The 12435-nt window shown below is 63.7% G+C and carries 15 protein-coding genes, 1 other RNA gene and 1 pseudogene; 9 read left to right on the top strand and 8 right to left on the bottom strand.

What is annotated here, in order from left to right; all coding sequences use genetic code 11:
• Nucleotides 1-24: 24 nt before the first annotated feature.
• Nucleotides 25-789 carry a precorrin-6A synthase (deacetylating) gene (gene cobF, locus FJW06_RS24160; RefSeq protein WP_140755225.1) on the top strand — a complete coding sequence of 255 codons (765 nt, stop codon included), beginning with the start codon at nucleotides 25-27 and terminating at the stop codon, nucleotides 787-789.
• A gap of 71 nt (nucleotides 790-860) precedes the next feature.
• Here the strand turns inward: cobF and FJW06_RS24155 are convergent, their stop codons facing one another.
• From FJW06_RS24155 to modA, 4 genes are all read right to left on the bottom strand, one after another.
• Nucleotides 861-1202: a winged helix-turn-helix domain-containing protein gene (locus FJW06_RS24155; RefSeq protein ID WP_140755223.1), complete on the bottom strand. Its 342-nt coding sequence runs from the start codon at nucleotides 1200-1202 to the stop codon at nucleotides 861-863.
• Between the two features lie 84 nt (nucleotides 1203-1286).
• The gene (modC, locus tag FJW06_RS24150) at nucleotides 1287-2399 is read right to left on the bottom strand and encodes a molybdenum ABC transporter ATP-binding protein (RefSeq protein WP_140755221.1); all 1113 of its coding nucleotides are present in this window, start codon (nucleotides 2397-2399) and stop codon (nucleotides 1287-1289) included.
• Entirely contained in the window at nucleotides 2396-3100 is a 705-nt protein-coding gene (gene modB, locus FJW06_RS24145) for a molybdate ABC transporter permease subunit (RefSeq protein WP_140755219.1), read from the bottom strand. The genes modC and modB overlap by 4 nt, the downstream gene beginning before the upstream one ends.
• A gap of 22 nt (nucleotides 3101-3122) precedes the next feature.
• Entirely contained in the window at nucleotides 3123-3917 is a 795-nt protein-coding gene (modA, locus tag FJW06_RS24140; protein WP_140755217.1) for a molybdate ABC transporter substrate-binding protein, read from the bottom strand.
• Between the two features lie 160 nt (nucleotides 3918-4077).
• Here modA and FJW06_RS24135 point away from each other — a divergent pair.
• Nucleotides 4078-4322 (top strand): annotated as a pseudogene (locus FJW06_RS24135) (molybdopterin-binding protein).
• On the opposite strand, the gene FJW06_RS24130 reads toward FJW06_RS24135, so the two are convergent.
• The gene (locus FJW06_RS24130; protein WP_140755215.1) at nucleotides 4300-5094 is read right to left on the bottom strand and encodes a thymidylate synthase; all 795 of its coding nucleotides are present in this window, start codon (nucleotides 5092-5094) and stop codon (nucleotides 4300-4302) included. The pseudogene FJW06_RS24135 and the gene FJW06_RS24130 sit on opposite strands and share 23 nt — an antisense overlap.
• A gap of 141 nt (nucleotides 5095-5235) precedes the next feature.
• Entirely contained in the window at nucleotides 5236-5547 is a 312-nt protein-coding gene (locus tag FJW06_RS24125) for a DUF2853 family protein (protein WP_042644091.1), read from the bottom strand.
• Nucleotides 5548-5716: 169 nt separating this feature from the next.
• Here FJW06_RS24125 and ssrA point away from each other — a divergent pair.
• Nucleotides 5717-6077: a transfer-messenger RNA gene (gene ssrA, locus FJW06_RS24120) on the top strand.
• A gap of 103 nt (nucleotides 6078-6180) precedes the next feature.
• A complete protein-coding gene (locus FJW06_RS24115; RefSeq protein WP_140755213.1) occupies nucleotides 6181-6732 on the top strand; it encodes an AAA family ATPase in 552 nt (183 codons plus the stop codon).
• A 43-nt stretch (nucleotides 6733-6775) separates the two neighbouring features.
• Here the strand turns inward: FJW06_RS24115 and FJW06_RS24110 are convergent, their stop codons facing one another.
• Entirely contained in the window at nucleotides 6776-7981 is a 1206-nt protein-coding gene (locus FJW06_RS24110) for a multidrug effflux MFS transporter (protein WP_140755211.1), read from the bottom strand.
• Nucleotides 7982-8187: 206 nt separating this feature from the next.
• Between FJW06_RS24110 and FJW06_RS24105 the strand changes: the two genes are divergently transcribed.
• The 4 genes from FJW06_RS24105 to FJW06_RS24090 all read left to right on the top strand — a co-directional run bounded on the left by FJW06_RS24105 (nucleotide 8188) and on the right by FJW06_RS24090 (nucleotide 9961).
• On the top strand, nucleotides 8188-8871 hold the full coding sequence (locus FJW06_RS24105; RefSeq protein WP_140755209.1) for a TetR/AcrR family transcriptional regulator: 684 nt from the start codon (nucleotides 8188-8190) through the stop codon (nucleotides 8869-8871).
• A 116-nt stretch (nucleotides 8872-8987) separates the two neighbouring features.
• Nucleotides 8988-9518 (top strand): SspB family protein, encoded by a 531-nt coding sequence (locus FJW06_RS24100; RefSeq protein ID WP_140755207.1) that lies wholly within the window; start codon nucleotides 8988-8990, stop codon nucleotides 9516-9518.
• Between the two features lie 9 nt (nucleotides 9519-9527).
• On the top strand, nucleotides 9528-9725 hold the full coding sequence (locus FJW06_RS24095; protein ID WP_140755205.1) for a DUF4169 family protein: 198 nt from the start codon (nucleotides 9528-9530) through the stop codon (nucleotides 9723-9725).
• An 8-nt stretch (nucleotides 9726-9733) separates the two neighbouring features.
• The gene (locus FJW06_RS24090; RefSeq protein ID WP_140755203.1) at nucleotides 9734-9961 is read left to right on the top strand and encodes a ribbon-helix-helix domain-containing protein; all 228 of its coding nucleotides are present in this window, start codon (nucleotides 9734-9736) and stop codon (nucleotides 9959-9961) included.
• Here the strand turns inward: FJW06_RS24090 and FJW06_RS24085 are convergent.
• On the bottom strand, nucleotides 9958-11763 hold the full coding sequence (locus tag FJW06_RS24085) for a chloride channel protein (protein WP_140755201.1): 1806 nt from the start codon (nucleotides 11761-11763) through the stop codon (nucleotides 9958-9960). The two genes, FJW06_RS24090 and FJW06_RS24085, sit on opposite strands and share 4 nt — an antisense overlap.
• A gap of 170 nt (nucleotides 11764-11933) precedes the next feature.
• Between FJW06_RS24085 and FJW06_RS24080 the strand changes: the two genes are divergently transcribed.
• On the top strand, nucleotides 11934-12362 hold the full coding sequence (locus FJW06_RS24080; RefSeq protein WP_140755199.1) for a helix-turn-helix domain-containing protein: 429 nt from the start codon (nucleotides 11934-11936) through the stop codon (nucleotides 12360-12362).
• Nucleotides 12363-12435 lie beyond the last annotated feature (73 nt).

Genomic DNA, 12435 nt, shown 5'->3' with positions numbered 1-12435 from the left:
TCGCCGATCGGGCAGGAGATCGCCATGCGCAAGCTCCTCGTCATCGGCATCGGCGCCGGCAATCCCGACCACATGACGGTCCAGGCCATCGACGGCCTGAACCGCGCTGACGTGCTGTTCATCCCCGACAAGGGAACGAAGAAGAACGATCTCGCCGATTTGCGCAGGCAGATCTGCGACCGCTTCGTCACCAATCCGAAATCGCGCCGGGTCGAGTTCGATGTGCCGGTCCGGGCCGAGCCGACATCGTCTTACCGGACAACCGTCGACGACTGGCACGAGGCGATCGCGGAGATCTACGAGGCCTTGATCCGCGATGAGCTTGCCGGAGACGGCTGCGGGGCCTTCCTGATCTGGGGCGACCCGTCGCTCTATGATAGCGCGCTGCGCATCCTCGAACGCGTTCGCCTGAGGGGCAATGTCGGTTTCGAGCTCGAAGTCATCCCCGGCATCACCGCGATCCAGGCGCTAGCCGCCGCCCACGCGACCGCGCTCAACCGCATCGGCGATTCGATCCTGGTGACGACCGGTCGTCGGCTGACCGAAGAAGGACTGCCTGCCAATGCCGGCTCCACGGTGGTCATGCTCGACGGCAAATGCGCCTTCAATACGCTTGCCGACAAAGACGTCCTCATCCAATGGGGTGCCTATCTCGGCACGCCGGACGAGATCGTCATCTCCGGCCGGCTGGGCGATGTAGGCGCCGAGATCGAGAAAGTCCGCGAGGAAGCCCGGCGGAAAAAGGGCTGGATCATGGATACTTATTTGCTGAGGAAATTAGAGGAGTAAGGGAGTAGGGCAGTAAGGCAATAGGGGGCGCGCACATCGCGTGCGAGAGAATTCCAGGACGTCCTACTGCCTCATCCCGCGTCGATCTCCGCCTGCAAGGCCTGCATATGGATGGCAGCGGCCGATGAAGCGGCTCGCTCTATGGCGCGAAACCGGCTGACGACCGCCAGACCTACCGATGTCAGTTGCGCGCCGCCACCTTTGCGGCCGCCGGTCTGCGCCGCGACCAGCGGCTTGCCGAAGACCCGGTTCATGTCCTCGACCAGGTCCCAGGCATGCTTGTAGGACATCTCCATGCCGCGCGCCGCGGCCGAGATCGAGCCAAAGGCGGCGATCTGCTCCAGCAACTCGATCTTGCCCGGGCCGATCCGGCCATCGGGGTCGAGATTTATCCGCAGGCTCAAAGATGGCATGTCCTGTCCTCCGCGATCATGCCGAGATTACCTTCTCCGCCGCCAGATCGCTATTCCAAATCAACATAGCGATATTGCTCTTCGTCAACCATCCGCCTCAACCGATAGCCCTGCCCCCGTCGTCGCGCTGTCGAAGCTCACTGTCTTGATCACCGCGAACACCTGGCGGCCAAGCGCCAGACGAAGGGCTTGTTTGGACTGTTCGGTGATACGCGCGAGCACGATCGCGCCATTGCAGTCGATGGCGATTTCCACCGTCGGCCCGACGCCCGGTCTGACGGCTGTGATCGTTCCCGCCAGAATGTTGAGCGCGCTGAGGCCGGTCGGCTTGTCTGTGGCGATCATGACGTCGCGGGCGCGGATGCGCAGCCGTACCGTCGCTCCGACCGGCCGGGCCAGCCGCGGCACGCGTATCTCGCCGGCCTGCGAGCCGAGCACCGTCATGCCGAAAGCCTCGTCGTGGTGCAGAACCTTGGTGTCGAGCACCGCCCCGCCCTCGCCGCGCTCTTCGGCCGGCAGCAGATCCAGCCGCTGCATGATGGCCTCGGTCGGGCCTGAGGCCGCGACCTTGCCTTGCGCAAGCACCACGACGTCGCTTGCCAGCCGCGCCACCTCGGCGATGGAATGGCTGACGTAGACGATCGGGAGCTTCGTCTCGTCGCGCAGCCGTTCGATATAGGGTAGGATCTCAGCCTTGCGCCCCTCGTCGAGCGAGGCGAGCGGCTCGTCCATCAGAAGCAGTTTCGGGCTGGCAAGCAGCGCGCGGCCGATGGCGATGCGCTGCTTCTCGCCGCCCGACAGTTTCGCCGGCCGCCGGTCGAGCAGGTGAGCGATGCCGAGCAGGTCGACCACCGCATCCATCTTGGCGTAGCGCTCGGAAGACGGCGTGAACCAGCGGCCGTAGCGCAGATTGCCGGCGACGCTCATATGCGGGAACAGCCGCGCATCCTGGAACACCATGCCGATCCGCCGCTTGTGCATCGGCACGAAGATGCGCGCTTCGGTGTCGACCAGCACGCGCCCGTCGACGGCAATGCGACCCTTGTGCGGGCGGATGAGGCCGGCGATCAGGTTGATCAGTGTCGACTTGCCCGAGCCCGACGGCCCGAACAGCGCCGTCAGCCGGCCCGCGCTCTCGAAACGCGCTTCCACGGCGAAGTCGCCGAGCCGATGGTGGATATCGACCGAGAACGTCATTCGATGTCCATCCGCCGGCCGACGCGCCGCGCGAGCACTTCCGAGGCGATAAGCGCGACCATCGAGATGGCGATCGAGATCAGCGTCAGCCTGAGCGCGCCTTCGTCGCCGCCGGGCACCTGCGTGAAAGTGTAGATTGCCGAAGGCAGCGTCTGCGTTTCGTTGGGGATGTTGGAGACGAAGGTGATGGTGGCGCCGAACTCGCCCATTGCCTTGGCGAAGGAAAGGATCGCGCCGGCGATCAGGCCGGGCAGGATCAGCGGCAGCGTGATGGTGGCGAACACCCAGAGCGGATTGGCGCCGAGCGTGCCGGCCGCCGCCTCCATTCTGCGGTCGACCGCTTCGATCGACAGCCGGATGGCCCGCACCATCAGCGGAAAGCCCATGACCCCGCAGGCCAGCGCCGCGCCCGTCCAGCGGAACGAGAAGACGATGCCGAAATGCTCGGCCAGGAAGGCGCCGGCCGGGCCGCGCCGGCCAAAGGTGAGCAGGAGCAGGTATCCCGTCACCACCGGCGGCAGGATCAGCGGCAAATGCACCAGCCCGTTGAGCAGCGTCTTGCCCCAAAAACGCCCCCGCGCAAGCAGGAGAGCAAGCAGGATGCCGGGCGGCAGGCTGGCGATCATCGCCACCGTCGCCACCTTGATCGACAGCCGGACCGCATTCCATTCGTCGGGAGTGAGGTCCAGCAGCCAGTTCATGTCAGCGTTTGCGCGGTCTTTCTCAGTTGCTCGGCGCGAGCACCGTAAAACCCTGCTCCTTGAAAAGCTCGGCGGCCTTGGCCGACTCGACGCATTTCAGGAAGGCAGCCGTATCCTTGTCCTTCGAATCGACGGTCTGGGCAATCGGGTAGATGATCGGTGGATGCGAATCTTCCGGAAAGGTGCCGACGACCTTGACGCCCTTCTCGGCATGCGCGTCGGTGGCGTAGACGATGCCCAGCGCCGCCTCGCCCGTCGACACCAGCTTCAACGCTGCACGCACATTCTCGGCCTGCGCGACCTTGCCCTCGACAGACGACCAGACGCCCAGCGATTCCAGCGCCGCCCTGCCGTATTTGCCGGCCGGGACCGCCTTGAAATCGCCCATGGCAAGCTTGCCGTCGCCGATCAGCTTGGCGAGGTCGAAGCCTTTCTCGACCTTGGTCTCGGCCGTGGAATCCTTCGGCGCGACCAGGACGATCTGGTTGCCGAGCAGCTTCACTTCGGTGTCCGGCTTGGTCAGCTTCTTGTCGGAGAGATATTTCATCCAGTCGAGGTCGGCCGATACGAACACGTCGGCCGGCGCGCCGCCTTCGATCTGCTTGGCCAGCGCCGAGCTCGCCGCGTAAGAGATGGTCGCGGCTTCGCCGACTTCCGGTTCGCAGGCCTTGTTGACGGCGTCGAGCGCGTCCTTGAGGCTCGCCGCTGCAAAGACGATCACCTTGTCGTCGGCATGGGCCGCAGGCACTGCAGCCATCAACATTGCCGTGAAACCTCCAATGGCGATCGCCTTCAACCCGAAACCCCTGCCCGTCATGAAAGTCTCTCCCTGGTTTCAAAATCCGTTCAGCCCAAAGCCTCAGACCGATATATCCGGATGAACATAACAAGGAAAGGCTTTTCGCCTGCCACGGCATCGTGCGCCGGCGTGGTCTCGGCTAGGATAAACGGAAACAGCGATGCTCAAGGAGAGACGGATGAAGATCAGCTCCCGCAATGTGCGAAGGGCAAGGTCACCGAGATCGTCAAGGGAGCGACCGCCTCGCATATCAGGATCGACATCGGCGGCGGCGTCATCGCCACTCCTCAGATCACCAACGAGGCGGTCGCCTCTTGCGCCCGAAAAGGCAAGCAGGCCTATGCGGTGATCAAGGCCTCGGACGTCATGGTTGGCATCGCCTGGTGCCGGCGGGGCTCACTCATACCGCGATCGGCGCCTTGATGTTGGCATCCGCGAAATAGTTTTCGAGGCGGAAATCCTCGAAGCGGAAGGCAAAGAGGTCGTTCACTTCCGGGTTGATCCACATCGTCGGCAGGGCCTTGGGCGTGCGCCGCATCTGCTCGCGCGCCTGCTCGAAATGGTTCGAATAAAGATGCGCGTCGCCCAGCGTGTGCACGAAGTCGCCGGGCTTCAGCCCGGTCACCTGCGCCACCATCATGGTGAGCAGGGCATAGGAAGCGATGTTGAACGGCACGCCGAGGAAGATGTCGGCCGAGCGTTGGTAGAGCTGGCACGAGAGCCGGCCTTCCGAGACATAGAACTGGAACAGGCAGTGGCAGGGCGGCAGCGCCATCGCCTCGACTTCGGCCGGATTCCAGGCTGAGACGATCAGCCGGCGCGAGTTAGGATTCCTGCGTATCTCCTTCAAAAGGCCCGCGATCTGGTCGATCTCGCCGCCATGCCCGTCCGGCCATGAGCGCCACTGTTTGCCATAGACCGGGCCGAGATCGCCGTTCTCGTCGGCCCATTCGTCCCAGATGGTGACGCCATTGTCGTTGAGATATTTGATGTTGGTGTCGCCGGCCAGGAACCACAGAAGCTCGTGGATGATCGACTTCAGATGCAGCTTCTTGGTGGTCGTGACCGGAAAGCCGCGCGAAAGGTCAAAGCGCATCTGGTAGCCGAACGCCGAGCGCGTGCCGGTGCCGGTGCGGTCGCCGCGATCGACGCCGTTCTCCAGCACATGCTTCAACAGGTCGAGATATTGGCGCATCGGCTCCGCCTCGATTCGGGTGACAGGCAATCATACTCGACTGACAGCCGGTCGAACACCGCAAAGCAGGCTGCGGTGTTGGTCGCGCCAAAAGTCCACGGTGCCGGCACGATTTCGTGCCGGCTGCCAGGTGGCAGAGCCTCAGAGCGAGCCGAGTTTGCCGAGGTCCTTCGCGACCAGATAGTAGAAGGTCACGCGGCTCTTGGTGTTGTCGGCTTGCATGGCCTTGCAGGTCTTCTCGATCGAGGCGTTCGCCTTTGCGGCATCGGCGATGCCGAGCTTCTTACCGATCCAGTTCTCCCGGACGCGATCAAGTTCCTTCGGGTCGGTGCAGGAGACCAGCGAGGAATCGCGGTTCCTGAGCGCAATGCCCAGATGCTTGACGATCTTATCGACCGCGTCCGCACTGGCGCCGGCATCGTATTTCTTCACATCCGCAAGATAGTCGGCCATCGAATTTCCCCTCGTCGGCGCCACGGATCCGGTCGATGAGGGTTGTGGCGCGCCGCGCAACCTCTGCGCTAGGTCAGAGACTCCTCACCGGGAGCGAGATTTGATTGAGTAGGCGCGCAAGTCAACCCTTGGCTGCACAGTTTGGCATTAACCGGATAAGCGCCGGTTTGGCCTTTATTTTTCCCTCGTCGCTCCCTATATTCGCTTCGTCGGCTTGACCGACTATGGCGATAAACAGGCGATGAAATAAGCCGTTCGGACCCGGGGGCGGTACCCGGCGCCTCCACCAAAAACCGCTCTGGCTGACGGAGCGGCTTTTGCTGGGGGCGAAATAGGATCGACGAAGGTGTAAAGATCGTACTTTCGCCCGGCATTGTACCACCGTTATCGGGCTAAACTTATAGTTGCCAACGACAACTATGCGGAAGCTCGTCTCGCTGCTTAATGCGGCGCGAACGCTTCAAATCAAGCCCTAGAGGTTCGCACTTCTAGGCGGGGTTCGGAGGTACCTGGCAACAGAAACCTCCATCTTCCCCTCCTTTTTGCTTCTTCCCAGACCAACCGACGGCCAAGGTTTGTCCGGCGCTCGATGCGCGGCGCGCAGCCTTGCCGCCCATCCTCCATGGACAAGCGATGCAAAACGATTCCGACCGATACTTCGTGCTGACCGGCGGCCCCGGTTCCGGCAAGACCACGCTGATCGATGCGCTTAGAGCCCAGGGCTTCGCGACCGCGCCCGAAGCCGGACGCGGCATCATCCGTGACCAAATGGCCATCGGCGGCCCTGCCCTTCCCTGGCAGGATCGCGCGCTCTTTGCCGAGCTGATGCTAGCGTGGGAGCTGCGCTCCTGGCAAACCGCGCATGCCGAACCCGGCCCGGTCTTCTTCGACCGCGGCGCGCCGGACACGATCGGCTATCTCAGGCTCTGCTGCCTGCCAGTGCCGGATCACATCACGAGCGCGGCGGAGAAATTCCGCTACGCGCGCCGGGTCTTCGTCGCGCCGCCCTGGCCCGAGATATTTACTCACGACGAAGAGCGCAAACAGACGCTCGACGAAGCCGAGCGCACGTTCCGCTCCGTGACCAGCGTCTATGCAGAGCTTGGCTACGAACTGGTGCCGTTGCCCCTCGCTTCGGTCGAAGAGCGGGTACGCTTCGTTCTCGATCAAACAGGCCTGCAATGAAAAGGCCGGGCAAGCCGGCCTTTTCGGGTTGTTTCGAGGCGCCCTACTCCGCCGGCGCCTCGACCGCTTCGCGCGCGCGGCCGAGCGTCAGCTTGGCCAGCGTGAAGGAGATCACCGCGCAGAGCGTGATGCCCGCCACCATCGGCAGCGGCGTGCCGTCGAAGAAGATGCCGGCGACGCCCATGGCCAGCGCGCCGATGGCGAAATGCAGCGTGCCCATCAGCGCCGAGGCGGTGCCGGCAATCTCGCCATGCTCTTCCATCGCCAGCACCGAGGTGGTCGGAATAACAAGGCCGAGGAAGCCATAGCCGACGAAGAGCAGCGCCGCCATCACGTCGAGTCGGTCGACGCCGGAGGCCATGATCGCGAACAGCGCCACCATTACCGTGGCATAGCCGGTGACCGCCACCCAGACCACGCGCTTCAACCCGAAGCGGTCGGCGAGCATTCCGGTCAGCTGCGACATGCCGATGAAGGCGACCGCGTTGATCGAGAAGAACACGCTGTAGACCGAGGGCGAGAGGCCGTAATGGTCGATCAGGATGAAGGACGAGCTCGACAGATAGACGAAGAAGCTCGCGATGCCGAACCCGGCGATCGCCACAAGGCCCAGGAAATTGCGGTCGCCCATCAGATAGCGGTAGCCGGCAAGCGCCGTGCCGAAAGACGAACCGGCGCGCTCTTCGACCGGCCGCGTCTCCTTGAGCGAGGTGGCAAGCAGGATCGTTGCAAGCGCCGCGGCACCCGTGACGGTCCAGAACACGGCGCGCCAGCCGAAGCTTTCGATGATCTGGCTGCCGGTCAACGGCGCCAGAATCGGTGACACCGAGAACACCAGCATCAGAAGCGACATCAGCTTGGCGGCGTCGTTGCCGGTGTGCAGGTCGCGCACGATGGCGCGCGGCACCGCCATGCCGGCGCTGGCGCCGAGGCCCTGCAGGAAGCGGAAGGCGATCAGCCATTCGATGTTAGGTGCCATCGCCGAGCCGACGCCGCCGACCATGAACAGCGCGAGGCCGGCATAAAGCGGCGCCTTGCGGCCGACCATGTCGGAGATCGGGCCGACGACGATCTGCCCAAAGCCCATCGACAGGAAGAAGATCAGAAGGCTCATCTGCACCGCGGCGGTGCCGGCATGCAGGTCCTGGCCGATCGAAGGCAGCGCGGGGAGATACATATCGATCGCAAACGGGCCGATCGCGGACAACAAGCCGAGCACGACCGCGATGCGGAGGAATTTGGGACTCATGATAAGCTCTTTTCGGATCTGGTTGCCGCCGCGAATGCCGGCGTCTGAACCCAGGACGTTCCATCCCGCGGGGAATCCTACAATCAGAGTGAATTCATTCGCCTATCAGGCGAACATATTCGTCTCTCCGGCGGGATTCCCCTTTCTTGTGTCCACAAATTTAGACAGACTTGTCCAATTCGTCAATCACCGCTATATAGATTTTCATGAAGCACGGCGTTTCTCCTGACACTTTCCCGCCACGCAGCCACGAGGCCAAACGCGTGTCGGTGGTGGATGCGGCCGCGTCCGTCTTCTGCCGCGAGGGCTATGCCGGCGCCAATATCGACCTGATCGCGGCCGAGGCCGGCGTCTCGCGCCAGACCGTCTACAACCATCACGGCGACAAGGAAAAGCTCTTCGTCGCCGTCGTGCGCGACCTGACGGAACGCTGCAATGCCGGCATCTTCGCCACCATCGCCAGCTTCCCCGACCAGCCCACGGACCTTGAAGCCGACCTGATCGCCTTCACGGTGCGCATGAACCGCAATTGCATCTGCAACCGCGACGGCCGTTTTCTGCGCAAGCTGATCCAGGCGGAGGGCGAGCGTTATCCGGAACTGTTTGCCGAATGGCGCGAACAGGGGCCTGGCCGCACCTGGTCGGCGCTTGCCGCCCGCTTCGCCCGGCTTGCCTTCGCCGGGCATCTCGCGATCGGCGACCCCGACGTCGCGGCGCGTCAGTTCCTGGCCCTCGTCAACGCCGAGCTTCAGATCACTTTCATGCTCGGCGGCACGCCGACCGAGGAAGAGGTGCTGTGCTCCGCCACCAATGGCGTGCGGACCTTCCTCAGCGCCTTTGCCAGGAAGAAGTCGCCAGCCGGCAAACCGGCCGCGCTCGTTCACGCCTGAGCGATCAAATCGCCGACACCCCTCTTGGCCTCACGCCTTTGCGCCTATATGCGGTTTACGCCGCGCTCAAGCTTGATTACAGCTATGCGGACGATTCAACGGAACCCGACCATCACATGGCCGACGACCATATCCGCTACGACATTCTGGCCCAGGAGGCTCTGCGCGGCGTCATGCGCAAGGTCCTGGCCGAGGTCGCGCGCACTGGCCTTCCGGGCAATCATCATTTCTTCATCACCTTCTTGACCGGCGCGCCGGGCGTGCGCATCTCCTCGAGGCTGCGCGAACGCTATCCGGAGCAGATGACCATCGTTATCCAGTTCCAGTATTGGGACCTCAAGGTGACGGATACCGGCTTCGAGGTCGGGCTTTCCTTCTCCGACGTTCCGGAAAAGCTCGAGATCCCCTTCTCCGCCGTGCGCGGCTTCTACGACCCGTCGGTCAATTTCGAACTCGAGTTCGACGTCAAGACGGAGGGCGCCGAAGACGAGGCCACGGCTCCGGCGCCCGAACCGGTCGCCGTCGTGCCGGAGAAGAAGGCGGAAACCAAGAAGAAGGCCGCCGAGGCCGAAAAGAAGCCGGCGGTCGCCGAGACCGGCGGCAAGGGCGCCGACGTCGTCTCTCTCGACGCCTTCCGCAAAAAGTAGCGCGGCGCCATGGGCGAGGTCGTCAATCTCCGCCAGGCCCGCAAGCAGAAAGCGCGCACCGAGAAGGAACGCCAGGCGAGCGAAAACCGGGCACTGCACGGCCGCTCGAAGACGGAGCGTGAGCGTGACCGGCTGACGTCGGAGAAGGCCGGGAAATTCGTGGCCGGCCATCGCCGGGAAAAGCCCGACGACCCCGGCAAGCGCTGAGTCCTGCAATGGCCGCGGTCGAAAAACGTTCGGTAACGATCCGCGGTCACCGCACCAGCTTTTCCCTGGAGCAGCCTTTCTACGACGACCTCATCGCCATCGCCGCGCAGCGTTCGCTGTCACTCGCTGCGTTGGTCGCCGAGATCGACGAGACGCGCACCCGCGACGCCAACCTGTCGTCGGCGCTGAGGCTCTATGTGCTGGCCTGGGCGAAACGCGGCGGCGCTGCGATCTAGACTGCCTCGTCACGGACGCTTTGTTGCGTCTTGCGCCTTGCGCCGAAACTGAGCAGTGCCGAACGGTCGCGCTCCTCCGCCTGCTTTTTCGACCTTACCCGCATCATGTCTTTCCAGCCGATATAGCCGACGAGCCGTTCATCCTCGCGTGAGACGACCGGCAGATGCGAGATATTGGCGTTAAGGAGCTTGTCGGAAAGCGCCTCCAGATATTCGTCCGGATAAGCGACCGTGATCTTGCTGCCGGCGAGCAGCTCACCAAGCGTGGCTTTGCGATGCTTGCCGTTGCGCCGCCAACGCAGGATCGCCGGCGGATCGATCACGCCGAGCACATGGCCCGCTTCGTCGACTACCGGGAAGCTCGGATGCCGCGTGTCCGGCGCGGTCAGGAAGGTCGCCGCGCCATGCAGCGTCATCGTCGCCGGCACGCTCTCGACCTTGGTCGTCATCACTTCCTTGACCCTGGTCAGGGCAAACGGATCGACGCGGTATTCGCGCACGAGATGGTGCCCTCGCCGCGCCACCTTCTCGGTCAGGATCGAGCGCTTCATCAACAGCACGGTGACCGCATGCGCGGTGGCGCAGGCCGCGATCAGCGGCACCAGCACATGCGTGTTGCCGGTGAGCTCGGTGGCGAAGAAGGTCGCCGTCAGCGGCGCACGCATGGTGCCGCCCATGGTCGCCGCCATCGCCAGAAGCGGCCAGAAGCCGGGGCTTGCCTCGGGCAGGATGCCCGAGAGCACCGCTCCCATTGCACCCCCCATGATGAGCAGCGGCGCCAGCACGCCGCCCGAGGTTCCCGAACCCAGCGCCACCGACCAGATGACAGCCTTCACCACCAGAAGCAGCAGCGCGGCGGTGGCGACCGTGCGGCCGTCGAGCATGTTGGCGATGTTGTCGTAGCCGACACCGAGCGCGTGCGGCTCGATCAGGCCGCCGATGCCAACCACCAGGCCGCCGATCATCGGCCACCACATCCAGTGAATCGGCAGCTTCAGGAAAGCGTCCTCGCAGGCATAGACCAATTGCGTCAGCAGTCCCGAAAGCAGCCCGGCGGCGATGCCGACCAACACCCAGCCGCCCAGCCCGGCGATCGATGCGTCCATGCTGCCTGAGAACGGAAAGATCGGACTCGGCAAGTGCAGCAGCGTGCGTTCGACTTCCGCGACGATCGCGGCGACGGCGACAGGGATGAAGCTGCGTGGCGTCCATTCGAACAAAAGCAGCTCGACGGCGAGCATGATGGCGGCGATCGGCGTACCGAACACCGTCGTCATACCGGCCGCAGCACCTGCCACCAGCAGCGTCTTGCGTTCATTGTCGCTGACCGGCAGCATCTGCGCGATCAGCGAGCCGATGGCGCCGCCGGTCATAATGATCGGGCCTTCGGCGCCGAACGGTCCGCCCGAGCCGATCGAGATTGCCGACGAAAGCGGCTTCAGCACCGCGACCTTGGCGTCGAGCCGCGAGCGTCCGAGCAGGATCGCCTCGATGGCCTCGGGAATGCCGTGGCCGCGGATTTTCTCGCTGCCGAAGCGCGCCATCAGGCCGATGATCAGCGCGCCGATCACCGGCACGATCACGGCGGCAAGCCCCAGGGGCGTGTCCTCGAGCTTGAGGTCGGCCAGCGAGAACTGGCCGAAATAAGCAATGTTGGTGGCAAGCCGGATGAGCTGCAGAAGCACGATGCCGGCAAAGAGCCCGGCGGTCGCCACCACCACGGCGATGGCCGCGATGATGAGCACGCGCGGATCAGTCGTGAAGTCGCGAAGATGGCCGTTGCCGGCGTGAGTGGATTTCATTTTGGGAGCCTGAACTTTCTGGCGGCGCAAAGGCCATCCGGTTTCAGGTGGCCTCATATCGTAACACGATATAAATCTTCAAGCCGTTTTCGATCCCTGCGCCGCGTCATTTTGGACAAGGATCGCGACAAGCTGTTGAGCTTTTGCGGGAAAGGACCATAAGTCGGGGAATGACGCCGCCGAAACCACGCCCCGCCATCAGTCAGGCCGACTACCAGCGGCTGTCGCAGTTCCGTTACCTGATCCGTCGCTTTCTCGAATTCAGCCAGGTCCAGGCCAACGAGGCGGGCCTCACGCCGCGCCAGCATCAGGCGCTGCTGGCGATCAAAGGGTTTCCAGGCGGCGGACCGGTTGCGGTGGGCGACCTTGCCGAGCGGCTGCGCATTCGCCATCACAGCGCCGTGGAACTGGTGAACCGCCTTGCCGAGGCAGGCCTGGTGATACGCGATCAGGACAAGAGCGATCACCGCCGCGTCTTGCTGCAGCTCACCCCTTTGGCCGACGATCGCCTGGCCGAACTGTCGGCCGCGCATCTCGACGAGCTGTCGCGCATCGAGCCAATGCTGCGGCGTCTGCTTTCGCGCCGGGAAGAGTCCTAGGCTGCAGTGACAATTTAACGGTTTGGGATTCCCATCGCGAGGCAAATCAGATTCAAGGCTGACTTTTGGAGGT

The sequence above is a fragment of the Mesorhizobium sp. B4-1-3 genome, assembly GCF_006439355.1.
Classification (GTDB): Bacteria; Pseudomonadota; Alphaproteobacteria; order Rhizobiales; family Rhizobiaceae; genus Mesorhizobium.
Note: the sequence above shows the minus strand (reverse complement) of the source record. Positions and strands in the feature narration are given on the sequence as shown.

Coding starts and splice junctions, on each gene's coding strand:
- cobF (WP_140755225.1), top strand. CDS start 25: ATGCGCAAGCTCCTCGTCATCGGCATCGGCGCCGGCAATCCCGACCAC.
- FJW06_RS24155 (WP_140755223.1), bottom strand. CDS start 1,202: ATGCCATCTTTGAGCCTGCGGATAAATCTCGACCCCGATGGCCGGATC.
- modC (WP_140755221.1), bottom strand. CDS start 2,399: ATGACGTTCTCGGTCGATATCCACCATCGGCTCGGCGACTTCGCCGTG.
- modB (WP_140755219.1), bottom strand. CDS start 3,100: ATGAACTGGCTGCTGGACCTCACTCCCGACGAATGGAATGCGGTCCGG.
- modA (WP_140755217.1), bottom strand. CDS start 3,917: ATGACGGGCAGGGGTTTCGGGTTGAAGGCGATCGCCATTGGAGGTTTC.
- FJW06_RS24130 (WP_140755215.1), bottom strand. CDS start 5,094: ATGCGCCAATATCTCGACCTGTTGAAGCATGTGCTGGAGAACGGCGTC.
- FJW06_RS24125 (WP_042644091.1), bottom strand. CDS start 5,547: ATGGCCGACTATCTTGCGGATGTGAAGAAATACGATGCCGGCGCCAGT.
- FJW06_RS24115 (WP_140755213.1), top strand. CDS start 6,181: ATGCAAAACGATTCCGACCGATACTTCGTGCTGACCGGCGGCCCCGGT.
- FJW06_RS24110 (WP_140755211.1), bottom strand. CDS start 7,981: ATGAGTCCCAAATTCCTCCGCATCGCGGTCGTGCTCGGCTTGTTGTCC.
- FJW06_RS24105 (WP_140755209.1), top strand. CDS start 8,188: ATGAAGCACGGCGTTTCTCCTGACACTTTCCCGCCACGCAGCCACGAG.
- FJW06_RS24100 (WP_140755207.1), top strand. CDS start 8,988: ATGGCCGACGACCATATCCGCTACGACATTCTGGCCCAGGAGGCTCTG.
- FJW06_RS24095 (WP_140755205.1), top strand. CDS start 9,528: ATGGGCGAGGTCGTCAATCTCCGCCAGGCCCGCAAGCAGAAAGCGCGC.
- FJW06_RS24090 (WP_140755203.1), top strand. CDS start 9,734: ATGGCCGCGGTCGAAAAACGTTCGGTAACGATCCGCGGTCACCGCACC.
- FJW06_RS24085 (WP_140755201.1), bottom strand. CDS start 11,763: ATGAAATCCACTCACGCCGGCAACGGCCATCTTCGCGACTTCACGACT.
- FJW06_RS24080 (WP_140755199.1), top strand. CDS start 11,934: ATGACGCCGCCGAAACCACGCCCCGCCATCAGTCAGGCCGACTACCAG.